Consider the following 23,727-nt stretch of genomic DNA (forward strand, 5'->3'; position numbering starts at 1 on the left):
ACACTTTGAGGCGATTAAAATGGATTTGAAAGGACGTAAGGCACTTGGTTTTATTCGATGGTCTAGTGATAAGCAAACTGATAGAGACTCACTACCACGACAAACGAAAAGTATCGAAAGCGCGGTAAAAGATACGGGTGCTGAACTAGTAAAGACATTCATTGCGCAAGGTGAATCGGCTTTCGATGGTTCACACATTAAGGTTATTGACGAACTGATTGCTTACGCGAGAAAGAATCCAACGCAACGCTATGTTGTGTTCATTGAGAAGGTGAACCGCCTATCGCGTGAACAGATTAACGACGCTGAAAACCTCTGGAAACGTCTACTAGTTGACTGTGATATCTATTTCACTGAAACAAAGGACTATCACGACGCCTCAACACTGAATGACATTATCACGCGTATTACGATGCTTATTCGTGCAGAAGAGGCGAACAAGCATAGTGAACAGATATCAAAGCAAGTACAGCAACACCACCGTAGAAAGATTAAGAACGCCATTGAAACGGGTAAAGCCTGCAATCTGGGTAGCAAACCTCACTGGTTAGATGTTGTTAAGGATGAATACGTCGAGAACCAATACGCGCAAGTAGTCAGGTTAATCTATAAACTGTATTTGGAGGGCAAGGGTTCAACGCAAATCAGTAACTATCTGAACATTAATGAATACAAACGTTGGGACGGCAAGCCATACCACGAAACAACCATTCTAGACGTATTGAAGAATGAAGCCGTTAACGGATGGATAACGAGCAAAAAGATAGATGATGATTTCAACTCGCTACCAAAGGGAAACACCAAGCGCATAGGATTACGCCGCCGTAGTTACCCCGTTATTATCAGTGATGAAGACTACGAACGCGCCGCCGTGCTACGTGCTGCTAACAACAGGAACGCGAAAGGAAAGAATAGTAATTTCGGTCGTCGTACTGGTTCATTCGTATTATCAGGTAAAACCAAGTGCGGTGCGTGTGGTGCTGCTTATTGCGTATCAGGCAAGCAAGTAAGATGTAGTAACGCAACGGGCGCTAGTTCACAGTGCAACGCTAGAAGTGTATCTAAGTTCCTATTTGAACAAGTGATAGTTAATGCCCTATTCAGCCAGATAAGCGAATCTGAACTATTCAGAAACAAGGAAGGCGAAGACGAAAAGATAGAAGTGCTTAAAGGACGTATGGCAACGCTAGAAGCTGAATACTTGATGTATCAAGAGCGATACAATCAAATGAAGGATAAAGGAAGAAAGCCGCCCGTTGAATTCGTATTCGAAATGACTGACAAGAATGACGAACTAGCAGAAGTTAAGGAACAGCTATCAAAGGAACAAGCAACGGAAAAACCTATAGACTTTGATGAAGTGAAATTACAGATTAGTGAGATATTCAAACCTGAGAATGTAGACCTAAGATTAAAAGTTCAGATGGTCGTATCAGTTATAGTCGATAGTATCAAAGTAAAGAGAAGCGATAAGGTAATCTTTCTTGAACTGGTATTAAAGAACGGTGAAAAGTATCTAGTAACACCAACAACACGAAAGAAAGAAGGTGATAGGTTCGTTTACTATTCTAACGTAAACAACTTAACTCACCGAATGCCACTGATAAGCAAGGGTGACGGCAAGCAATCTATTATCAGTTACGAATAGACGCAACTGGCGTTAGCGAATGCTACGCACGCAAAAAAGCCCTGATTCATAGAGTCAGGGCTTTGCGTTAGCTACAAAACAGATAAAAGCCAACGATATATTTAGCGCGTTCTTCCGCCGCTGCTGCGTGTTGGTCTGAACTGCTGACCTTTCGATACAATCGCTGCTGTTTGCTTTGGTTGCTCTGATAGCGTTTTCATGACCATTCCGGCAAAGTCCTTTCCGCCGTTGTTAAAGGTGTTATTCGTAACGACCTGAACAGATTCACCCGCTTTACCTGATTTCTGTTTCTCTAGGAATTCAGATAGGTCTTTGTTTGCTTCTGGTTGAATGACTCGCTCACCCGCTTTCAATAGGAAAGATTGGTTATTCATTGAATCAGGTACATAGTCAGTACCGCCATGATATTGACCAGTTGCAACGCTCGCAATAGTAGTACCAGCAATAACACCAGCCGATATATAACCAGCCGTTCGAGCCGCTGCTGCAACCGCAACGTTATATGGTGCTGGAACGTTCGCTAGTGCGTTCGTGCTTGCCAATTCAGCGTTAATAATAGCATTACCAAACGCAGCCGCTTGTTGTGCTAAAAATGCCACTGTTGCAAAAGCTGAACTCTCTTCACTTAGTTGTGAAAAGGTTGAACCGATAGAGCTAGCTAAATCAGAATATACTTTTAATTCAGCCGCTTTTACTTGTTCAGTTAGTTGTATTTGCTTCTGTGCGTATTTCTTCTGTATCTCTTCTTTCGCCAGTTGGAAATCTTCTTCTGAAATAAGCAATTGCTCTTTCTGATTTCTATAGCTCTCTATTTCAGCTTCCTGTTGCGCTGCTAGCTTATCATTAGCATTTGATATGTTATTGATTTGAAGTTGTTCAATTTGCTTATCAAATGCTGCCTGTGCTTTGATTTGGTCTTGTCTGAATTTCTCTTCGTTAGCTAGTTGCTGTTCAAAATACTGTAACTGTGCATCAGCTTTCTTATCTGCTTCTGCTAGTTCGTATTTCTTATCAATAAGTGAATCAATCGCGTCTATCTGTTCTTGCGTTGCTCCCGCGCCTAGCTTCAATCGTGCGTTGAATTTCTCAACCGCTATATCAGTTAGCCCGTAAGTATCAATAGAGTTAGTTAGAGACAGTGTTAATGACTCATAAGCTGTTACGCTATCAGCTATTAACATAGCCTGTTCTTTTTGCTTGGGGTCTAGATTATCAAGTAGTTTAGCTGTATCAGATAAAGCCTTGTTACTTTCGTCTATTTCAGCACGTAACTTAATTTCTGTTTCTGTGTGTTTTTGTTGCAGTGCATCATATTTCGCCAATCCATTCTCAGTAAACGTATAAGCCTTTGCTACGTTCTTATATGTTTGGAGTGTTTCATTCTGTGATGCTAGTTCTTTTTCCAACGCTTCAACGTTCTTTGCGTGTGCGTCCGATTGTTCAATTAGTCTCTTAGTTAGTTCTATTTTAACTAGTTCGCGTTGTGCTGTTGTTAGGTTCTCTGTGTCTTTCGCCATTTGGTCTATTTGTTCAGCCGTCTTTTCAACAGTACCGCCCAAATCGAAAAACTGAATAGCTAACGTTGCCGCTGTAGTACCCAACACGACGAATAAACCCGCCAATGGATGAAGAACACTAGCTAACTGTGAACCCTGTTGACCGATAGCTAACAGTGCGTTTTGACCGCCTTGTATCTGAACTATCAAATCCTGTGCTTGATAACCGAACTGACCAGCGAACCCGTTAAAGTTCTTATTTGCTTTGTTAAGTGATGCGCCTGTTTTCTTCTCGAATAAATCAAAGTCTTTCTGTGCTTGTTGTAGCTTCTGCTTGGTAATCTTTTCAATACCAACCATACCTTTAATATACTCGTAATCACTTACTGCCATCGTAACGTATACATTCGCGAGATTTTGAGTCGCCATAATATTTCCTTATATAAAAAAAGCCGCGCTATTTCTAGCACGGCTTTAATAGCTATTTCCTGTAATACCAAGCGCGTCTGTTACGCTTGGCTATTTTGCTTTTACGCATTAAACAATAATCACTTCTGCTTTCATTGCGATTAATGCGCCTGTGTCTTTAGCTACGTTTGCGAACTTATTAGTTTCGGTAATCTTCAAAACGTCAGGTTTGGTAATAGGGTCGACGGTTTGGTTGCCTTCCATAGCTACCAAATCAAAAGCAGCACCAAGAGAACCAAACAACATAGTGTCATCGTCCAATTGGTCACAGATAACGCATTCATAACGACCTAGTAATAGACCGCCCTGAATAAGCCATACCTGTTCACCCTCCGCTGTAACTGTACTAGCGAAATCAACAAAGTTATTCTTATTAAGGAATAGCTTAGAATCTCGGTCATATACGTCAGGAATAGATTTCAATGCGTCAGATAGGAACTGAAACACGCCTTGAATATCACCACCCCACTCACCAGCAATACCACTTTTTAATAGTCGCACTTGTTCTTGCGCTTCCGCTGGTGGATTAACTCCGTCAGGTGTACGCTCTAGAATATCCGCGATAACAATCTCAGATACTTTACTAGCAAGTACGTTACCAACTAGCATTGCAGTATTTGATTCAATATCAAATTTACTCATATCTAATACTTCGTTCGTTAGTTCGATAGACGAACTAGTTTTAGAGAAGTCTGCGCCAGTTGTAGTATATGTCTGTACTGTAGATGGTGGAATAACCGCCCCCTCCATTGCATCTTCAATAGTTGGATGCGTAACGTATACATTTCGATAGGTAGGGTTATTCGTGTACTCTTTACCAATCTCTTGAAGCAACGAGCTAGTATTATAAGCCGCTTCTGTAATAGCGCGGCTTAGTTCTGGCTTAGATAAAGTAGGCGTATAACTGTACGCCTTAATTAAATGTGTTTGGAGGTTCATATATTACCCCCTTACGCTTGACATACTAGAACGGCGACAGCTTCATGGTCTGCAACTGTACTTCCGAAAATAGCGTCTTGATAGAAGCCGACAGTATCTGGAATTGTGTACGGGTCTTGAATCATATTAGTTGCGCCTTGATTTGGCATTAGCAATTCATAACCCGCTTTCAAATCACCAAAGATAATAGGAGCGTTACCCGTTCCAATTTCATCCATAGTTTCATTAAGGATTACGTTTGCGCCAAATAGCGAAATACGACGAACCCATACGCCATTCTGTAGAATAGTTTCAATATCAAATAATGAACGGCCTTGCGTGTCTTTAAGCGTCTGCATCAAATACGATAGAGTTGATTGGTGCATAACAAAACTTGCTGTTGCTTGGCTGCGTTCTGGAACTGTAAGCATCAGTGCGTATAGATTCGCCTGAATAGCTTCTGAATCAGCACCAATATCATTAGCTGAACCGCTGGCAAGTGCTGCGAAGGTTTCACGGTCGCGTGTAGCTGCTGGCATTAGAGCCGCTGCGTAGCTGTTAGCGCGGTCAATACATGCGTTAACAATACCGCGTAGCTGATTTGGGTCTGCCTTAGTGCCTGCGCCTGTGCCGTCGCCGTGTAATACTTGGTCTTGCATAGTGATACTGAATTGTTCGCTCAATAGCTTTAGCAAGTTCGCTTGAACTGCTACGTCAGCTTGTGCCAATACTTCGTTAGTTAGGCGTGGGAATGCGAACATCTTGGTGAAGCGTCCCGCAATCGTTGCGTAGTCAGCCGCGTCTGTTTCAGCGATAGGTGTAAAGCTAACGTTCTCAGCCGTTAATAGGGCTTCTGGGCGTTGGGTTAGAGTAGTACGGCGATAATCTAGGTTATCTGTACCACGTGAGCCAATAGCAGAAAGTACCGCGTTGTTTACGATAGATTGCTCTAGAACGGTTACGTTTAATTCAGCTTCAAATAGTGCCGCGTTGCCGTCTAGTGGTAGACCTTTAACGAATGAACCGTAATCTTTCTGACCTGATTCAATCCAATCTTTAATTTTGAATTCTGTTGGTTTCTCTGCTTTGCCGCCTTCAATATTAGCTAGCTTGCTTGCACCAGTATCTTTTGCTTGCGCTTGTACTTGACTTTCTAGGTCTGTAATTTTTGCATCCATTGCAATAATAAGTTGTTCTGTGTTCATTTGATTAATCCTTTTATATTTGAACGTTTTTGTTAGTCGTTCTTATTTCGTCTCGAAATATAAAACTAGAATGAGATTAACTAGCAACATCACGTTGATAGTGTTCTTTTCATACTTTTATTTATTGATTTACTACAGGCGTAAAAAAGCCCTCGAATTCATTCTAGAAAATTCAAGGGCTTCTTATTTTTACTAGTTATCCCATTAATGGGGTGATGTATAACCAGTCGTGAGCTACTTCAATAAGGAATAATCAGTAGCTCTAATGTACTAATAAAGACAAATCTAGATAGTATTGCATCCCGCAATTGCTTACTCAAAAGCGTTACTATTCTTAATTTTTGTTAACTATTATCTTTTACATGCCAAAGCATTATATGCTTTCTGTAAGTGGTTCTAACTATGGGGTTCAAGTCCATAAGTTAAAGTACAACTATTCTTACGAATTAGTTGTTAGCGCGTATAAAACGCAATCAAGGTTTGTATTCAAGCAACTGACACACCTGCCTAATCACCCTACAGGTAAATTAATTTACCTGTTAGGCTAGTAGCTCTGCCTAATACCACAAGGAGGTAAGAAAGGTTCATAGTACCCGAAGGTACTAGGAAACGATGTTCGACTTATTAGGTGTGCGGATACCTTTTTTAGTCTTGTCAGTTTTCATAAGTTTTTAACCTTATAAATTGAATCACGCTTGCGCGTGCGTTTCACAGTATTGTGAATCGGTCACACCGCATTGATTTAACAATAACGATGTGATGGTATTAACACCTAAAGTTCCGCACTTGGCAATAATACCTCAAAGTCATCTCTACCCTTAAATACTGACATCTAAATCAGTTCATAAAGGGTATCTCTACCCTAGACAATCTAATCTGTTCAGTTGAAAAGTTAAAATAAAACTACCGTAAGGAACACTAGTGAACCTTACATAGTTATTTATCATTTCAATAGTGGCATGAATTTATCAATAGTGTCTTGGTCACAGAATTTATTCATGTAATCAATCACCTTCTGTCTGTCAGCTTTATTATCTGCTTCATGCTTGCGTTTACTTGAGCCGTGGGCTTTTGCTAGTTTGTCCATCTCTTCTTTAGTAAACATTAATCAAGTCCCAGTTCTGCGCGTTTCATTGCCATTTTTAGATATGTAGTTCGTTTATTATCTTGGCGTGTCGCTAGGTTAACCATTACGGCGCGTAGCGTTGCGTTGTTCTGTGCCAGTGTTTTAATAAGTGGGTTAGCAATAGTTCGCTGTTGTCCCTTATCACCAATAACTGAAAGCATTACGCCTTGAGTTGCGATAGTTGATTCGAATTCTTCATTCATTGCCATAATCTTAGCGGCTTGTTCGCATAGTGCTTTATCGAAAGCATCAGTATTAAACGTGTCTTTGATTAGCTTGTTATATATTTTACGTTCTTCTTTCGTTAACATTTGATTTCCTATTATTTCTTATTATATTCACCTTTTAGTCACTTAGTGCATATCTGGGGAATGTTTGTTTGGGCTGAATACTAAATGCCCTTTTTCACGAGTAACACGGGGCACTGACCAGTAGCACACGTTATGCCCTACTCTCCCCCGCTGCGTCCGTAAGTGATTGATTCATAACGACATTAATCATCATAGGCATAGGTAGCATAGGTGGCATACTCACTATCATATAAGCATGTTCTATTCAGTTATCAGTTCGAAAGTGCATAACTAATCAGAACATACTATGTAGTATAGGTGTTATATAGTTGTTATAGTGCTCTATAGGTGGGTATAGGTAAGGGCGTACTGATAGGCAAGAAAAGGAAGAGGCCATATCAGCAACCCTGTATTAGATACTAACGCCCTTTCAATACGAAATATAAAGCGTCCCATTGCTTACCACTAATCAACGTTTCATAGTTCATCAATCGTTGGTCATTAATAGCATTAAGCTCTAGTGCATCCTTTAGTTGTTGGTCTCTATTCTCTATATACTCAGCCTGTGTATCAATAACACTATGTGCATGGTCTAATAGGTCTTTATATGCCTGATTGCACTCTAATACCTGTGCTAGTTTAGATACCAACATTTCAGGATCTAACTCATCAATATTTTCAAGTGGTGGTTTTGGGGCTTTTTCGTACTTAATTCGGTTAAAATGCTTCATATTTTGCTCTGTTTTGCGTTATTTCGGTCTAATATTTAGCGTATTGGATTTTCATCGAATAATGCCCATATTTCTCAATTCGTCTAGATTCTCAGCGAATACCTTTTCTAGCTCTGGTATTTCTTCCTGAATGTGTTTGTGCTTTGAATACGTCTTTCGTTGTCCAGCGTCCTTGTGTGAGTCCTTGTAATACTCCGCTTTTGAATGCCAGTAATCACGAATAATATCTAGTGCTTCTTCTTCCGTTAGTGCTTCATCTGGGTTAAATGCGTTGTTTCTTTCGTTCATACTGTATCGCTTTCCTTACTTACTCGTTCGAATTCATAGCAGAATCTATTAAACTGTGAATTATTCATGTTTTTGACTGCTAGCTCTAAATCTTGGTAATTACCCAATAATCTAAGCCGTTTCATTATTTCATCTTCTGAATAAAAGCTAGTTGGTGCATTATCCAGAAAAAACATTATCTTCTTATACATAGTTGTTAGTTAGTTAGTTGATTATAGGAATATTTAGGCGGGCTTATTACACTTTGAATTCAGGCGTGTTATTACACTTTGGTTATCACCTTTCCTAATACGAATAATAGCAATAATAGTGAGCCGTAAGCGAACGCCCTAGCTCTTAGCGCGACAAGGCGCAACCGGAGGGATTCAGCAAAGGGAGCGATAGCGATTTATCAAGAGGTAATAGAAACACCAGTTCTATTGCTTTTCATTTGTATTGATTCATTTCAATGAAAGGGATTAGTGAGCCGATAGGCGCAATAATAGACGCTGATAGCGCCTGTTTTGTCGAAGACGAAAGAGGTGCTGTGAGTTGTCTCGTTAGAGCAAGGAACACCGTGATATTTTGCAAGCGAGAGACGAAAGGAACGAGCGCAGCGAAATACTATTATTAGTGTCGGTTTTGGGCGATGTAGGGCTAAAAACCACTACATATAGTGCCTATATCCCTATATATAGTGCCTATTTCGCTTGAAAAATAGCCCTTCATATCTCATTGATTTATAAGGGATTTTTACCAGTAAATTTATTTTGAAATATTTCACCTAATCGCTCAAATTCGGGCTATTTTTTAGGGCTAAAATGTTATAATAAAGAGTAGATAAGTACATTTTTAGACTTAAAAAGGATAGCGTATGAAAGCAAAAGTATACGTTAACGAATCAGTACGTGGCAAAGACCATGTGAACGGATACGTTAATATGACACCCCAGTATGAAATTGATATTAGTGTAGTTCAAGACCTTAAACTAACGTTCAAAAGCACAATTCAAAGTAAACTATCAGTTGATAAGCTAGGCAAGTGGAAGCAACGCTATCTAGTATCGATTGACGCGTGGAAACTACACGTTGTAGAGAACTTCGAAGGGTGTACAGTTACGTGCGGTAATATCGTACATAAGAACCCATTAGCTGAATCACTGGATTTTACTATTGGTTGCTTTATTGCTGTACATGATGAAAAACTAGTTCGATTTGAAGCGCATTTCGATAGCCCTGATATATTCACCGCAAAGGGCGCAGCCATCCAGCAAGCGCAAACCAAGCAAACTGACATGATGAACATGGACAAACAAAAGGGTGCTGTATTAGGCGCTATGAGCAAGCCTAAGACCATTCACGGGCATAGCAAGCTAACAGCACCCCAACGTGACCAGATTGTGAAGCAATTGAATACAGGGCTTAAAATGGCGCAGGTAGCGCGTAACATGCAACAGCAAGGATTCGAGCACGTAACCTATAAGGTTGTACAGGGCATCAATAACAAGATTAAGAAAGGTGAACTGTGATAGGAAAGATGAAACTACGGCGTGAACTAGTAGCGCAGGCTAAGGTTATTGAGGAAATGCGCAAAGAGTCAGTATGGAACAATAAGGACGATGACCGAGAGCGAACAAGAAAGGACTATCTAAGAGCTAAAGCTGATTGGTTAGTATACGAACTGATTGACTCTGTAGAAGCTCATTGCGATAAGGGTGATGATTTGGCTAAGTGCTGGAACTATATTCATCGACGCGTTGATATTTGATACTAAAAAGCCCAGATTCGATAAGAGTCTGGGCTTTTTAGTATCTCATACTTCATTATAACATTTTATTACTAGAAGAATCGTAACCTATGCTTTTTATCTAAATCCCTAGCGCAATGAATACATAAGTCATGCCAGTTGTCATCCTCTTGATACTTTATAATCATTCGCTTGTGTCTCGCTGTCTTATCTTTCCCACAACAAGTACAAGCAAACTCAGAACGCCAGTGTCCTTCCGTCAGATACGGGTATCTGTATTCAACCTTCCTTGGTTCTGCTCTTTCAATAACAACGTGTGCGAATCTATCTGGGTTCACTGGTTCTTTGAAATCAAAGTGATTGTAAGACAATGGAATATCATTATTTCCATCAGTTGTTTTTGCTGCCTTTACCCAAGCATATAAGCCAATAGCAACAAGGATAATAATAATGATAGTTTCCATTTAACTCACTCCAAATAAGGGCTGAATCTATTATCTCAAATACAGCCCGTTAGTTATAGACTACGAAAAGTATGGTATTACTTCATTACTTGAACGGCGGTTTTAAGTTTCTCTAAATCAACCTTCTTACCCGCTGTGATGTTTAAGAACATCTGTTTTAATAGCTCGTTGTTGTCGTGCTTCTCTTCGTTCTGTAGATATAGCTCGATGAACTGTTCATTATATAAAGTGCGTTCAAATGAATTCTGGCTTACTTTCGCGCTTTGCTTTGCTGTCTGGTTGCCCTCAGTTGCACAAGCCATTACCAGTGCAACAACCCAACCAACTAATGACCATCCTAGAAATAGGTTCACCACGAACACCATGAACGTTTTACCACTGTCACGCATTGAAGCAGTAAGTGTAGGAATGAAGTAAATGAATAGAGCTAGAATAATTATAATAAATTCCATTAGTTGAACCCCTTTAAGTTATTAATATTACCTGAACGTTTTGGACGACCTACATTAATAGGCTTGTATAACCTTAAAAATACTTCTATCTTGAAGGTCATCAATTGACCTTATGAATAATTGTTGCGCCTAAACCTAGAATGTATGAGATACAAACCAATATTGAATGAGGTACTACAGCGAATGCGACAATACCTGCTAGTTGTTCCCATGAATACACGTTCTCATACATAGAGAACCATATAGAGAAAGCAGGACACGCCAATAAAAGAACAGCCATTACATTAAGAAAGCGTTTTGCAATATTCATCCTTTCACCTCACAAAGTTGGTTGAATACGATTTCAAAGTTATGTGTTCTTAAATCCTTAATACCCCTTCTTACAGCAACTAAAACACCCTTTGCGCTATTCATTTGCGCGAAATAGGTAATAGAACCGATTTGAGCCTTTACGCCTATAACGCGCTTAGTTTTGCTTCCTACTGTTACCTGTTCGGTTTTCAGTTCTACGCCACTTGCCTTTTGTATTGCTTGCTCTAGAGTTTCAATAATCAACATACCAGCCCCCTATAAGCACACGGTTTCAAGTTCTAACTGATACAAGCAACTTGCTTTAGCTAGGTTCTGTTCGTTCAATGGCTGCTCGTATACTTTGCGTGAGTGCTGACCAATGCCAACCGATACATATACGCGCTTCTCTTCGCCCTTGAATTGGGTGATAGCAATCTGGCACTTTCGGTTATCAATACGTGTTGATAGGTACAGATAGATAGAAGCCGTTCCAGCTTGGCAAGCTCCGCCAACTTTTACCGCGTTCTTGCTGCTGTTGCGTGATAGGTCGTTGTGTAGGGCTGATTCGTGCAATACGTCTATCAATAGGTCGTGTTCTACTACGCCCGTTTTATCTGTTTGAACTGACTTGTTGAGACGCGCAAGCAATACGCCTTCAATCATATTTCTTTCGAGAATACAGCTTTTAGCAGTGCGGCAATTCTTCAACATGTTTTGGAGTTGACGCTCTGTTGTTGTCTTGTCCTGAATCTTTAGCAATAGCTTATCTAGTTGCGTTTGTGGTTTCTGTTCGTTAGTTAATGCTTTCATTCTGTGTTTCTCCAACTGGGTGTTAACTAATTTCTGACACGGCTGGAAGCTGGATCTACATTGGCTCACAAGGCATCGTTCAAGGTACCTATGAAACCTTTGTGGCCGTTGCCAAGAAACACTTTGGTGGTGAAGCGAAAGGTCGTTGGGTACTGACCGGTGGTCTTGGTGGCATGGGTGGTGCGCAGCCTTTGGCTGCAACCATGGCAGGTTTCTCTATGATTGCGGTTGAATGTGATGAAAGCCGAATCGATTACCGACTTCGTACCGGATACGTTGACAGAAAAGCCACAGATTTGGATGAAGCGCTCTCCATCCTTCAACAATCAATCGATGACAACAAGCCACTCTCCATTGGTCTGCTTGGTAATGCGGCTGATATCTTCGCGCAACTCGTCGAGCGCGGTATTACACCCGATGTAGTGACCGACCAAACTTCAGCGCACGATCCGCTAAATGGTTACTTACCGTTAGGCTGGACCATGGAAGATGCGGCAGAAAAGCGCAAAGCCGACGAGGCTGCGGTGATTGATGCCGCCAAAGCGTCTATGGCAGAACAGGTCAAAGCTATGCTCACTCTGCAATCACGCGGTGCAGCGACGTTGGATTACGGCAACAACATCCGCCAAATGGCTCTCGAAAAAGGCGTCGAAAACGCATTCGATTTTCCGGGTTTTGTTCCGGCGTACATACGTCCTCTTTTCTGTCAGGGCATCGGTCCTTTCCGCTGGGCTGCCTTGTCTGGCGATCCGGAAGATATCTATAAAACAGACCAGAAAGTCAAAGAACTGATCCCAGATAACCCTCACCTTCATAACTGGCTGGATATGGCGCGCGAACGCATCCAATTCCAAGGCTTACCTGCACGTATTTGTTGGGTTGGCTTAAAGGATCGCGCTCGCCTTGGCCTAGCCTTTAACGAAATGGTGAAAAATGGCGAACTGAAAGCGCCGGTCGTCATCGGCCGAGACCACTTGGACTCTGGTTCAGTCGCAAGTCCAAATAGAGAAACAGAAGGCATGATGGACGGCTCTGATGCTGTATCAGATTGGCCCCTGCTCAATGCGCTGCTTAATACTGCTTCGGGAGCAACTTGGGTGTCACTGCACCATGGCGGTGGCGTTGGCATGGGCTTCTCGCAACACTCTGGCGTGGTGATCGTGTGTGACGGTACCGACGATGCAGCAAAACGTGTTGGGCGCGTCTTGCACAACGACCCTGCCACCGGTGTGATGCGCCATGCAGATGCCGGATACGGTATCGCGATAAACTGCGCGAAAGAACAACAACTTGACTTACCTTTGCTAGACCTTCCAAACGTTCCGGTTAAGCAGTAAGGGGCCAATAAAAATGAATAAACTAACGCTCATTCCGGGTGCGCTAACACTCAAAGATCTTCGCCTTATCAGTCGTGAACCTACGCAGGTTCAGTTTGCCGAAGGTGTAGCTGAAACCATGCAAGAAAGCGTCGATACCGTTGCCAGCGTACTCGATAAAGGCCGTGTCGTTTATGGCATCAACACGGGTTTTGGCCTTCTTGCCAATACTCGTATTGAATTGGAAGACCTTGAAACTCTGCAACGTTCGATAGTGCTTTCTCATGCCGCAGGTATTGGCGATTTCATGGATGATGCCACTGTTCGCTTGATGATGGTTTTGAAAATCTCAAGCCTCGCCCGTGGTTATTCCGGTATTCGCTATTCGGTTGTTGAAGCTCTGGCAAAGCTCATTAATGCGGAAGTTTTCCCCTGCATTCCCAAGAAAGGCTCTGTCGGCGCATCAGGTGATTTGGCTCCCCTCGCCCACATGAGTACGGTTCTGTTGGGCGAAGGCCAAGCAAGACACAAAGGCGAAGTCATCTCCGGCGCGATGGCACTGAAAATTGCCGGTTTAGAGCCGATCACACTCGGTCCCAAAGAAGGTTTGGCACTGTTGAATGGCACACAAGCCTCAACCGCGTTTGCTTTGGAAGGACTCTTTGCCGCAGAGGATCTGTTTGCCTCGGCAACGGCTTGTGGCGCCCTTTCCGTTGAAGCGGCATTAGGCAGCCGCCGTCCGTTTGATCCTCGCATTCACCGCGTACGCGGTCACCGAGCTCAAATGGATGCAGCAGATGCTTACCGTCACCTGTTGGACACCAGCAGTGAAGTTGGCGACAGCCACCAAGGCTGTGAAAAAGTGCAGGATCCCTACTCTCTGCGCTGCCAACCTCAGGTGATGGGCGCATGCCTTCAGCAAATCCGACATGCCGCAGATGTCCTCGAAATTGAAGCAAACTCAGTGTCAGACAACCCACTGGTGTTCTGCGATGACGGTGACATCATTTCAGGTGGTAACTTCCACGCCGAGCCCGTTGCCATGGCAGCCGACAATCTTGCATTGGCAATTGCTGAAATCGGCAGTTTGTCTGAAAGACGTATGGCATTACTTATCGATAGCGGCTTAAGCAAGCTTCCTCCGTTTCTTGTCGATAATGGCGGTGTCAACAGCGGTTTTATGATCGCACAGGTGACCTCTGCGGCGTTAGCCAGTGAAAACAAAACACTGGCACACCCTGCTTCTGTAGATAGCCTGCCAACATCAGCCAATCAGGAAGACCACGTGTCGATGGCAACATTCGCAGGACGTCGTCTTGCAGAGATGGCAGATAACACTCGCGGCATTCTGGCGGTAGAGTTGCTCGCCGCATGTCAGGGCTTGGATTTCCGAGCACCGCTGAAAACCTCTCAACGCCTAGAACAAATCAAGGCAGAACTAAGAAGTCACGTCATCTTCTACGACAAAGACAGATACTTCGCGCCAGATATAGAGAAAGCAAACGCCCATCTTCTGGAAGCCAGCCACAACAAATACATGCCGAACAAGTTGTTGCCCAGCTTCTAAGGCCGTATTTCGTTCTCTAACGCCCCGTTTTTACGGGGCTTTGTCTTATTTCCACCAAAATTCAAAAAACCGACACAGATTGTGGGATTAGACACATATCACTCTCACTGAATTGCGCTACTATTTTGTTATCACACCAAATTTCATCGTCATGAAGAGGTGCACTTATGTGGCATTCGCTCTCAGTTCAGCTTTCGCTCGCTCTGGGTCAGCAATTTGAAGTCGAAGAAAAGACCCCTATCGATGGTGGTGACATCAACGAGTGCTACGCCATTGCCAGCGGGAATATGCGCTTCTTTGTGAAAGTGAATTCACGAGACAACTTGCCCGTTTTCGAAGCCGAAGCAGAAAGCCTTCGCCATCTTGCCAACAGTAGCGAAGTATCTATTCCTCAAGTGATTTACCTTGGCATCATCAAAGAGAAATCAGTGTTAGTGCTTGATTACATTCCCATGAAACAACTCGACGCTGAAAACGCCTACCTTTTGGGTAAAGATCTCGCCCGTCTTCACCAATGGGGCGAGCAGTTGGAATATGGCTTTGATATAGATAACTTTATTGGCACCACAGAGCAACGAAATAGCTGGCACCGCAAATGGGCAAACTTTTTTGCTGACCACCGTATCGGCTTGCAACTTCAATTAGCAGAAGAAAAAGGCATGTCATTTGGGGATGTGGAAAGTATTGTTGAAGCAGTGAAAGAACGCCTCAATGGCCATCAGCCAAAGGCAAGCTTAGTGCACGGCGATCTATGGAAAGGAAATGCCTCATCAACCATGAATGGTCCAATCGTATACGACCCTGCCTGTTATTGGGGAGATCGTGAAGTAGACATTGCCATGACCCATCTCTTTGGCGGATTCCCTGAAGAGTTTTACAAGGGATATGAAGAAGTTTGGCCTCTTGATGGAGGATTTGAAGAACGTAAAGACCTCTACAATCTCTACCACATGCTCAATCATTGCTTACTGTTTGGTGGTCCTTATTTGGCAGAAACCGAGGCACTGATCAACAAACTCGAGCTGAATTGATTTTCCTGTAACGAAATCATCAGTCAAAATAAGGCGCTTTGGCGCCTTTTTTCGTTTTAGGGAACCTTTATGATCCAAGCAGCTATTTTCGATATGGACGGCCTTTTGGTCGATTCAGAACCCTTTTGGCAAGATGCAGAGCTTGCTGTTTTTCAAAGTCTGGGGGTAAAAATCACCCGCCAGGACACCATCGATACCACGGGCATTCGCATTGATCAGATTGTTAAGCACTATTACAACACTCAAGGCTGGAAAGGCCCTTCTTGTGATGAAGTGTGCGATATGATCCTCGACAAAGTGATTGAGCTGGTTTCGATTCATAAACCCATGAAACCTGGTGTGATGCACGCACTAACGCTCTGTAGAGAGGCGAATCTACGCATTGCATTGGCATCCTCTTCCCCCATGAAACTCATCAATGCCTCTTTGGAAGCGTTGGGTATCGCTTCGTGGTTTGAGCAATGCCACTCTGCTGAACACCTTAAATATGGCAAGCCGCACCCAGAAGTGTATTTAAATGCTGCGGAAAGCTTAGGGATCGACCCTCAAAACTGTATTGCATTAGAAGATTCTTTCACTGGCCTATTGGCAGCAAAAGCAGCTCAGATGCGTACAGTTGTCGTGCCAGAACATGAGGTTGCTGCACAGGAGCGTTGGGTGATCAGCGACGTAAAACTTAACTCGCTAGACGAATTAAGCACGGAAATGCTAGGGGCTTAATCTCTAATATAAGGGCAAAATGTCGAGTTTTGCCCTGTCGTTTCATTCCCTTCTTGAACGTTATTCACAGTTCGCAACCCACACTCACACTCTGTAATACTTTCTTACGTATCCCATTCAGAACACCGGATACATCTGTTACAAATCATTTCTTAACCTAATAATTAAAAGCGATTTTCGGTGCTCGGTCATACTTTGTTCTTATTTCACTGAGCAAACATTCTTGGGTTCTTAGAATGGAAACACATGGACGGTTCAAGAAACAGCTATCTTTGCATCGTCATGTAATAGGCTCGCAGTTCAGATAGGGAGTTGAACATGCAAAACTTTACTGAAAGAGGGATCGATTGTCCGCACTGTGGACACAGGATTCGCATTACTTTGGATACCAGCGGCGGTGATCAGGAATTTTATGACGATTGCCCGGCATGCTGTAACGCTATTCATTTGAATCTCATCATCGATTCTCAGCACAAAACCATCAACTTATTCGTAGATGCTGACGACGAGCAGATTTTCTAAAATTTTCAGGCAGTCGATATAAGAAAAGCCAGCTGTAGCTGGCTTTTTCATTTTTAGGCAATCACTGAACAAGACTTAGGCTTGTTTCGCAGCAAGTACCCTTTCAACGGTATCAACCACCGCCTGTGTTTGTGGGTCGACCTCAATGTTCACCCAGTCACCCTTCTCTCGCCAGCCCATATTGGTTCGCTGCAGTGTTTCTGGGATTAGATTGACGCAGAATCGGTTACCTTCAACAGCGCCAATAGTCAGGCTGATACCGTCAATACCAATATAGCCTTTATCAAAAACATACTTGGAGATGTTTGCAGGCACCTCGAACCATACCTGGCGATTGTTCTCTGACTCAATAACATCAACCACTTCGGCGGTACACATAATGTGTCCAGACATAGAGTGACCACCAATTTCATCACCGAATTTAGCTGCACGTTCAAGATTCACTTTATCGCCTTCTTGAACCTTTCCAAGATTGGTCAGTGCCAATGTTGCCTGCATCAAATCAAACCACACCAGATCACCGTCGATTTTGGTCACGGTCAAACAACAGCCGTTATGCGCTACTGACGCGCCAATTTCCAACCCTTTACGCATCTCTTCATCAAATCTGAGTGCATGGCTCTGAAAATCTTTCTTTTTTTCTACCTGAATGATTTCTGAGGTGGTTTGAACAATACCTGTAAACATAACAATTCCTGATAACAGCATCTGGCTGTATTAACTATGATGCAAACAAAACACTAAATCTTAGCGAATTCCCAAAAGTATCCATTGTCGCTTTACAATGCAAACGTATAATACAACTCCTTTTTCAGCCTCACTTTTCTTTCCGGAGTCATAGGTGCAAAACTACCGCCTGGAAGCCAAATCCATCATTAAACTGGGGATCCCTGTCTTCATTGCGCAGCTCGCGCAAACTTCCATGGGCTTTGTCGATACCGTTATGGCCGGTGGCGTCAGCGCAACCGACATGGCAGCTGTTGCCGTGGCAACCAGTGTTTGGCTACCTTCTATCCTCTTTGGTATTGGTATCCTCTTAGCAATGGTTCCGATCATTGCCCAGTTAAACGGTTCTGGCCGTCAGGCAAAAATACCTTTCCAGGTGCAGCAAGGCGTTTACATGGCATTGATGCTATCCGTGCCTATCGCTCTGGTGCTTTACAATGCGGGTCACATCGTTAACTACATGGAAGTTGAAGCAGCACTTGCAGAGAAAACGATCGGTTATCTTTATGCTGTGATTCTGGCTGTGCCTGCTTTTCTACTGTTTCAGGTACTTCGCAACCTTGCTGAAGGTATGTCACTGACCGTACCGGCAATGGTCATTGGCTTTATCGGTTTGGCTGCCAACGTACCACTGAACTGGATTTTCGTTTACGGCAAATTCGGGGCACCTGAACTCGGCGCCGTTGGCTGTGGTGTTGCAACCACCATTGTTTATTGGCTGATGCTGATTTCCATGTTTATCTACATCAAGCTGAACAAACGTCTTCAGCGCGTAAACGCTTTTGCAGACTTTTCAAAACCTGATTTTCCAGCACTATGGCGAATTTTCAAAATGGGGCTGCCAGTCGCTGCCGCTATATTCTTTGAAGTAACGCTGTTTGCTGTGATTGCCCTATTAATTGCGCCATTGGGTTCGACTGTTGTCGCCGCGCACCAAATCGCGATTAACTTCTCGTCGATGATTTTCATGCTGCCAATGAGCCTTGGTACGGCGGTCAGTATTCGAGTGAGCCATCAGTTGGGTGAAAAATCAACCGAGGGTGCCGCCCGCGCGGCCAAACTGGGTATTTTGATCGGCTTGAGCACAGCTGTTGTGACCGCAACACTGACGGTTATTTTCCGAGAGCCAATCATCCACCTCTACAACAGCAATCCTGAAGTGGTTGCTATTGCTGCTAATCTGATGCTTTTGGCAGCGGTCTATCAATGTACCGATTCCATTCAGGTAGTCGCAGCAGGTGCGTTGCGTGGCTACAAAGACATGCGCGCCATCTTCGAGCGTACTTTTGTTGCTTACTGGATTCTGGGCGTGCCAATTGGCTACATCCTGGGTATGACGGATTGGATAGTAGAACCTATGGGCGCATACGGTTTCTGGGTAGGTATTATTATTGGCCTCACTTCCGCCGCAATTCTGCTGGGTATTCGCCTACGCTGGATTCGCAAACAATCGGATGAATTCCAACTGGCAATGGCAGAGAAATAATCCTCTCTAACTTTCTTCAAAATCCCGGTACTGATGCCGGGATTTTCTTTTTGGATCCCGCATCTTTTATACTTCGTACCATGACTATGATTTCTTCTAAATGCTAGAAAATGGTTATACGAATTGTTGTCTTCATCACTGCCCTGTTCATGCTTTCAGGTTGTCTGGAATCAGACAAGGCACGTGCGCAATTTGAAAACTATCAAAGCCGTCTCGCCAATGTTGTAAATACCGAACCTCTGCCTCTGGAAAAAAGCGCCTACATTGAACTCCCGAGAAAACGCGACTTAAAACTGCCCGTTGATGATGTCCGTATGGGTTTGCTGGATGCCTACGAACTAAGAGAATGCGGACTGTTTCAGTTAATCGCTGACAGAAACTCTATTCTCGGCAAGGTTCAGGACGCCTTCAGGCAGCTTAACTACGAAGTATCGCTATTAAACACACTTGAACTTTGTCTAGCAGACGTCGAAAGCGATGCCCTTCGCGAACAATTACTCAACGCACAAAAACAGAAGCAACGGCAACTTAGTACCGTTTACTGGAACACACTGGTCAGCAGTGACGCATGGCGTCAGCAACTCACACCTGCAAGTGTTAGCCTGATTGCGCCTGATAAACCCTTCCCTCACAGTGAAGCGCTTCTGGCCATCAACGCATACGCCAATCTTTCCGAGCGGGACGCCGACATTGTTTCGCTACAGGAGCCTATTGAGAAGCAGCGTTATCTTGGCTCTGTTTTTCACTCAATGGATGAAAGTACCCGCTGGCTTAACACCATCACCAAACAGCTTTATCGCGATGACCTCTTGGTCATCTGCGGCGCAAACCGCGACCCAACCCGCCTAAATTATCTGAGAAACGTGTTCGACAAGTTTTTCATAGGCGAAGTACAACCGTACCTATCGAAGATTAACGGGCTTTACCTCGATGCTCAGCCTGCGCTGGAAACCCTTCACAGGCAATTACCAGAAAATGAAATTTTCTTGAGCTATAACGACGCCTATTTTGCCGGTAACCACTATCAGAATTTCCAACAAGCAGTAAAAGATCATGTTGGGTACTGGCAACAGTTGTTTAAACGCTGCAATGTGAAGCTATAGCGCAGCCATATCAATAATTCTATCAGCGCTTTGAATCGTCTCTGGACGGTGGGCAATCATGACCCTGGTGAGAGGCAAAGAAGTAATATTCCGTGTTACATTCCGCTCTCGTTCAACATCCAAACTACTGGTTGCTTCATCAAGGTAAAGTATCGCGGGTTGTCTATACAAAGCCCTAGCCAACAAAAGGCGCTGCATCTGCCCACCAGAAAGGTTGGATCCCATGTCAGCAATTAAGCTTTGGTAACCCATGGGTAGGCGAGTGATGTCCTGATGAATATCAGCAAAATAAGCACACTGGTAAATCAATTCTTGATTGGGTTCGGGTGAAAAGAAAGCAATGTTATCTTCAATGCTCCCGCTAAGGAGAACATCATCCTGCATAACAGAAGCAATCAATTTCCGGTAGTTCACCAAACCAATGTCCTTGATATCCTCACCACCCACTCGTACCTGGCCGGATGTAGGCTGCAGCAGGCCCAGCATAATTTTTATCAAGGTCGACTTACCGCAACCCGAAGGACCGACAATAGCCACACACTCGCCCGGTGCTATGCGTAGGTTAATATTTTTGAAGAGATAATCTGACTGTTCAGAATAGCGGAAGGAAACGTTCACCAACTCAATTTCCCCGCCTAACCGTTCGATTTCCCGACCATTGTCTCTGTGCGCTTCCTGTTCGTGCATAGCGATATCAGCAATACGGTCAAGGTGTAGGCGCATCATCTTGAACAAGATCAATTGCTCGATTAAGGCGGTAAAACGCGTGGTTAATTGCGCTTTATAAGCCAAAAACGCGAATACCATACCCACAGTCAGAGAGCCGTTCATCACGCCCGTCGCCGCCAGATAGATCACGATGATATGTTCCAATCCGAAAAGGAACTGCCTGGCCGCCTCAAAACCAATATTCAGTCTGCCAAGACGGATATCCGAATTGATCACTGACCCATACAGATTCTGCCAGTGACTCTGACGCGTGGATTCTGCGTTAAAGAGCCTGACAGTTTGCATTCCCCGAACGGTTTCAAGAAACTGACTTTGCTCTTTGGCTTTGGCTTCGATTGAGGCTTCAGTGACCTGTTTCAGCCTTCTGAACATCATCAAACGCAAAGCTAGATATATGAGCACAACCGAGATGACAACCGCAGTTAATGTGGGGCTGTAAATCAGCATTACAATCAAAACCGTCGTCGACATCACGCCATCAACAACAGTTTCGACCAGGCCCGTCGTCATTCTCTCGCGAATATCAGAAAGAGAACCAAAGCGGGAAACGATATCACCCACATGGCGCGTTTCGAAAAAGCTCATCGGTAAACGCAGTAAATGGCGAAGTAGATTTGCCCCCATTTGCAGGTTCAGTTGACTCGATAATCGTAAGATCAGCCAGCTCCGAATCGCGGTCGTGATCGTGCTGAACAGAAGCACCAAACTGAAACCCAGAGCGAGCACAATGAGCAAAACATCGTCGTAGCGAACGATGACCTCATCAAGCACAAGCTGGATATAATAGGGATTCGCCAACACAAAGATTTGAAGCAAGATAGACAATACAATCAGACTAGTTAGCGCACCGGTAAAGCCCGAAATCTTTGTCCACAGTTGCGTTAAAGACATCTTCTGCCGTTCATCGGCTTTCTTGAAGTCGGATGTTGGCATAAGCTCCACAGCAATGCCTGTGTACTTCTCGCTAAATGATGCAACGGATAGCACCTTCGGCCCTGTTGCAGGATCATTGATGAAGATCTGGTTTTTCTTTACTCCGGTTAATACCACAAAGTGGTTTAAATCCCAGTGGAGAATACAGGGCAAGCTTAGCTTCCCCACACTTTCGAGCGGGCATTTGATGGCTCTGGCAGCAAGATTCAGTTTGTCGGCCGCCTGAATAAGATGATGAACGGTCATCCCACTTAGGCCTGCAGAAAAACGTTTCCGCACTGAAGGCATATCCAGCTTGTGACCATGATAGCTTGAGACCATAGCAAGACAGGCAAGGCCGCACTCTGCTGCTTCAGTTTGCAAGATAGGCTTGACCGACTTCTTACCGGAGTACTCGATCAATGAAGTGATATGAGGATCCTGGTCGACGACCTGCATACTAAATTTTCCCTAATAAGCCGTAGAGTGGCTCAAGAATCCAACCCAAAATACTGCGGCTTTCCAGCACAATGTCAGCTTCCAGCCTGAGGCCATTTTTTAAAGGGTATTCATGGCTGCCCTGCTCTATCACAGCTTGTTTCAGGGTCACCCGAATCCGATAAGAAGGTTCCGAAATCGGAAAAACAGCATTCTCTTGTTGAATCAGTACGCTATCAATCAAAGACACTGTGCCTTCTACGTAACCAAAACGCTGATAAGGAAATGCATCGAGACGGATCTTTACCAAGTCTCCCGTTTGAACAAATCCCGCCGAACGCGTTGGTAGCATGAGCTCAGCGACCAAGGTCGCCTCCTCCGGGATGATGCTGATTAACCGCTCACCTTCCCTGACAGCTTCACCATTTGTGGCAAAAATACCGGAGACATAACCATCCTGATTCGCCGTCAGAACATGACGATGGTTAGCCAGCGCCATACTGTACCGTTGTCTGAGTGAAGACTGCTCTTTCTGGCGTTCAAGTAAATTCAATTGATACTCTTCCGGCAGCATAGCGAGATCTGAAATAGCAGTATTACGGTTTTTCCTCAGGGCAAGCTCCTCTGCCAGAATCCGCTGTTGCTGAGTTTGAAGGTCAAGCAACTCGCCCAGTTCAACCCGCATCGTTTGTGCGGAGATGTGACCATCATCGAACAGACGTTGATGCAGCGAATGTTCCTCTTTCGCCAATATCATCTTTCGCTCTATCAGATTTTTTCGCCCTTCGATGGCCGTAAGTTCTGCATTCAAATCTGAAAGCCACTGCCGTTGTTTATGCATGACTTTTTCGTGAAGCGCCTGTTGGTGGGCTATTTCCTGAGAGATCGCTGCAATCTGGGTTTGAAGTTCTTCTAACGTGCTCGCGTTGACATCGACACCACTTTCAAGCTCGCTTTTCGAGCGAATGGTCACCAATGGCTTTCCATGTTTTACATGCTCGCCATCCGTCACATGGACACGCTCGATGATGCCTTCATTCAGAGAAACAGACTGGATAACGCCGAGGTCAGGGACGAGATATCCCTGAACCGTCTCTTTACGGCTGTACTCAGCAAAAGCAAGAAAGAGTGCAATCAGGGTCGTGGCGCCAACCAAGAGGAAAATAGTGAGGGTCAAAGACATGGGTTGCAGCAGCAACACTTCACCCTGAAGGCGTTGCTTTCGGGCATCTAAGACGGCTTGACGATATAACTGGCTCAAACAA

22 protein-coding genes and 1 pseudogene are annotated in these 23,727 nt (G+C 44.0%); 9 read left to right on the plus strand and 14 right to left on the minus strand.

Annotated features, from left to right (window positions below; genetic code table 11):
• The first annotated feature begins 19 nt into the window (after positions 1-19).
• Entirely contained in the window at positions 20-1,648 is a 1,629-nt protein-coding gene (locus GCE9029_RS05820; protein ID WP_062661641.1) for a recombinase family protein, read from the plus strand.
• 101 nt (positions 1,649-1,749) lie between these two features.
• Here the strand turns inward: GCE9029_RS05820 and GCE9029_RS05825 are convergent, their stop codons facing one another.
• From GCE9029_RS05825 to GCE9029_RS05850, 7 genes are all read right to left on the minus strand, one after another.
• A complete protein-coding gene (locus GCE9029_RS05825; RefSeq protein ID WP_062661643.1) occupies positions 1,750-3,573 on the minus strand; it encodes a coiled-coil domain-containing protein in 1,824 nt (607 codons plus the stop codon).
• Positions 3,574-3,681: 108 nt separating this feature from the next.
• Complete coding sequence (locus GCE9029_RS05830; protein WP_062661645.1) at positions 3,682-4,551, minus strand: phage major capsid protein; 870 nt, start codon at positions 4,549-4,551, stop codon at positions 3,682-3,684.
• Positions 4,552-4,562: 11 nt separating this feature from the next.
• Positions 4,563-5,735: a phage major capsid protein gene (locus GCE9029_RS05835; RefSeq protein ID WP_062661647.1), complete on the minus strand. Its 1,173-nt coding sequence runs from the start codon at positions 5,733-5,735 to the stop codon at positions 4,563-4,565.
• Positions 5,736-6,678: 943 nt separating this feature from the next.
• Entirely contained in the window at positions 6,679-6,840 is a 162-nt protein-coding gene (locus tag GCE9029_RS26295; RefSeq protein ID WP_157487774.1) for a hypothetical protein, read from the minus strand.
• A complete protein-coding gene (locus GCE9029_RS05840; protein ID WP_062661649.1) occupies positions 6,840-7,172 on the minus strand; it encodes a hypothetical protein in 333 nt (110 codons plus the stop codon). The genes GCE9029_RS26295 and GCE9029_RS05840 overlap by 1 nt, the downstream gene beginning before the upstream one ends.
• A 398-nt stretch (positions 7,173-7,570) precedes the next feature.
• Positions 7,571-7,882, minus strand: coding sequence for a hypothetical protein (locus GCE9029_RS05845; protein WP_062661651.1), 312 nt, complete (start codon positions 7,880-7,882; stop codon positions 7,571-7,573).
• Between the two features lie 51 nt (positions 7,883-7,933).
• Positions 7,934-8,170, minus strand: a complete 237-nt coding sequence (locus tag GCE9029_RS05850; protein ID WP_062661653.1) for a hypothetical protein — start codon at positions 8,168-8,170, stop codon at positions 7,934-7,936.
• A gap of 853 nt (positions 8,171-9,023) precedes the next feature.
• Here GCE9029_RS05850 and GCE9029_RS05860 point away from each other — a divergent pair.
• Entirely contained in the window at positions 9,024-9,677 is a 654-nt protein-coding gene (locus GCE9029_RS05860; protein WP_062661657.1) for a hypothetical protein, read from the plus strand.
• 310 nt (positions 9,678-9,987) lie between these two features.
• On the opposite strand, the gene GCE9029_RS05870 is transcribed toward GCE9029_RS05860, so the two are convergent.
• From GCE9029_RS05870 to GCE9029_RS05885, 4 genes are all read right to left on the minus strand, one after another.
• Positions 9,988-10,359 carry a hypothetical protein gene (locus GCE9029_RS05870; protein WP_062661661.1) on the minus strand — a complete coding sequence of 124 codons (372 nt, stop codon included), beginning with the start codon at positions 10,357-10,359 and terminating at the stop codon, positions 9,988-9,990.
• 77 nt (positions 10,360-10,436) lie between these two features.
• Entirely contained in the window at positions 10,437-10,811 is a 375-nt protein-coding gene (locus GCE9029_RS05875) for a superinfection immunity protein (protein ID WP_062661663.1), read from the minus strand.
• A gap of 306 nt (positions 10,812-11,117) precedes the next feature.
• Positions 11,118-11,369 carry a hypothetical protein gene (locus GCE9029_RS05880; protein WP_062661665.1) on the minus strand — a complete coding sequence of 84 codons (252 nt, stop codon included), beginning with the start codon at positions 11,367-11,369 and terminating at the stop codon, positions 11,118-11,120.
• 9 nt (positions 11,370-11,378) lie between these two features.
• Positions 11,379-11,912, minus strand: coding sequence for a hypothetical protein (locus GCE9029_RS05885; protein WP_062661667.1), 534 nt, complete (start codon positions 11,910-11,912; stop codon positions 11,379-11,381).
• 38 nt (positions 11,913-11,950) lie between these two features.
• On the opposite strand from GCE9029_RS05885, the pseudogene hutU reads away from it, so the two are divergent.
• From hutU to GCE9029_RS05910, 5 genes and pseudogenes are all read left to right on the plus strand, one after another.
• A pseudogene (gene hutU, locus GCE9029_RS05890) lies at positions 11,951-13,249 on the plus strand (urocanate hydratase); the annotation flags it as partial.
• A gap of 13 nt (positions 13,250-13,262) precedes the next feature.
• A complete protein-coding gene (hutH, locus tag GCE9029_RS05895; protein WP_062661669.1) occupies positions 13,263-14,795 on the plus strand; it encodes a histidine ammonia-lyase in 1,533 nt (510 codons plus the stop codon).
• A gap of 167 nt (positions 14,796-14,962) precedes the next feature.
• Positions 14,963-15,826 carry a fructosamine kinase family protein gene (locus GCE9029_RS05900; protein ID WP_062661671.1) on the plus strand — a complete coding sequence of 288 codons (864 nt, stop codon included), beginning with the start codon at positions 14,963-14,965 and terminating at the stop codon, positions 15,824-15,826.
• A 69-nt stretch (positions 15,827-15,895) separates the two neighbouring features.
• On the plus strand, positions 15,896-16,546 hold the full coding sequence (hxpB, locus tag GCE9029_RS05905) for a hexitol phosphatase HxpB (RefSeq protein WP_062661673.1): 651 nt from the start codon (positions 15,896-15,898) through the stop codon (positions 16,544-16,546).
• A 318-nt stretch (positions 16,547-16,864) separates the two neighbouring features.
• A complete protein-coding gene (locus GCE9029_RS05910) occupies positions 16,865-17,068 on the plus strand; it encodes a CPXCG motif-containing cysteine-rich protein (RefSeq protein WP_062661675.1) in 204 nt (67 codons plus the stop codon).
• A gap of 75 nt (positions 17,069-17,143) precedes the next feature.
• Here the strand turns inward: GCE9029_RS05910 and GCE9029_RS05915 are convergent, their stop codons facing one another.
• Entirely contained in the window at positions 17,144-17,755 is a 612-nt protein-coding gene (locus GCE9029_RS05915; RefSeq protein ID WP_062661678.1) for a riboflavin synthase, read from the minus strand.
• A gap of 154 nt (positions 17,756-17,909) precedes the next feature.
• On the opposite strand from GCE9029_RS05915, the gene GCE9029_RS05920 reads away from it, so the two are divergent.
• Both GCE9029_RS05920 and GCE9029_RS05925 read left to right on the plus strand, forming a co-directional pair.
• Positions 17,910-19,280: an MATE family efflux transporter gene (locus GCE9029_RS05920; RefSeq protein ID WP_062661680.1), complete on the plus strand. Its 1,371-nt coding sequence runs from the start codon at positions 17,910-17,912 to the stop codon at positions 19,278-19,280.
• 110 nt (positions 19,281-19,390) lie between these two features.
• Positions 19,391-20,383, plus strand: coding sequence for a DUF3080 family protein (locus GCE9029_RS05925; RefSeq protein ID WP_062661682.1), 993 nt, complete (start codon positions 19,391-19,393; stop codon positions 20,381-20,383).
• On the opposite strand, the gene GCE9029_RS05930 is transcribed toward GCE9029_RS05925, so the two are convergent.
• Together GCE9029_RS05930 and GCE9029_RS05935 are read right to left on the minus strand one after the other, a co-directional pair.
• Positions 20,378-22,483 (minus strand): peptidase domain-containing ABC transporter, encoded by a 2,106-nt coding sequence (locus GCE9029_RS05930; protein ID WP_082804288.1) that lies wholly within the window; start codon positions 22,481-22,483, stop codon positions 20,378-20,380. The two genes, GCE9029_RS05925 and GCE9029_RS05930, sit on opposite strands and share 6 nt — an antisense overlap.
• Before the next feature lies 1 nt (position 22,484).
• Positions 22,485-23,723, minus strand: coding sequence for a beta-barrel domain-containing protein (locus tag GCE9029_RS05935; RefSeq protein ID WP_062661684.1), 1,239 nt, complete (start codon positions 23,721-23,723; stop codon positions 22,485-22,487).
• Positions 23,724-23,727 lie beyond the last annotated feature (4 nt).

This window comes from Grimontia celer, assembly GCF_900055185.1.
GTDB classification, from domain to species: domain Bacteria; phylum Pseudomonadota; class Gammaproteobacteria; order Enterobacterales; family Vibrionaceae; genus Enterovibrio; species Enterovibrio celer.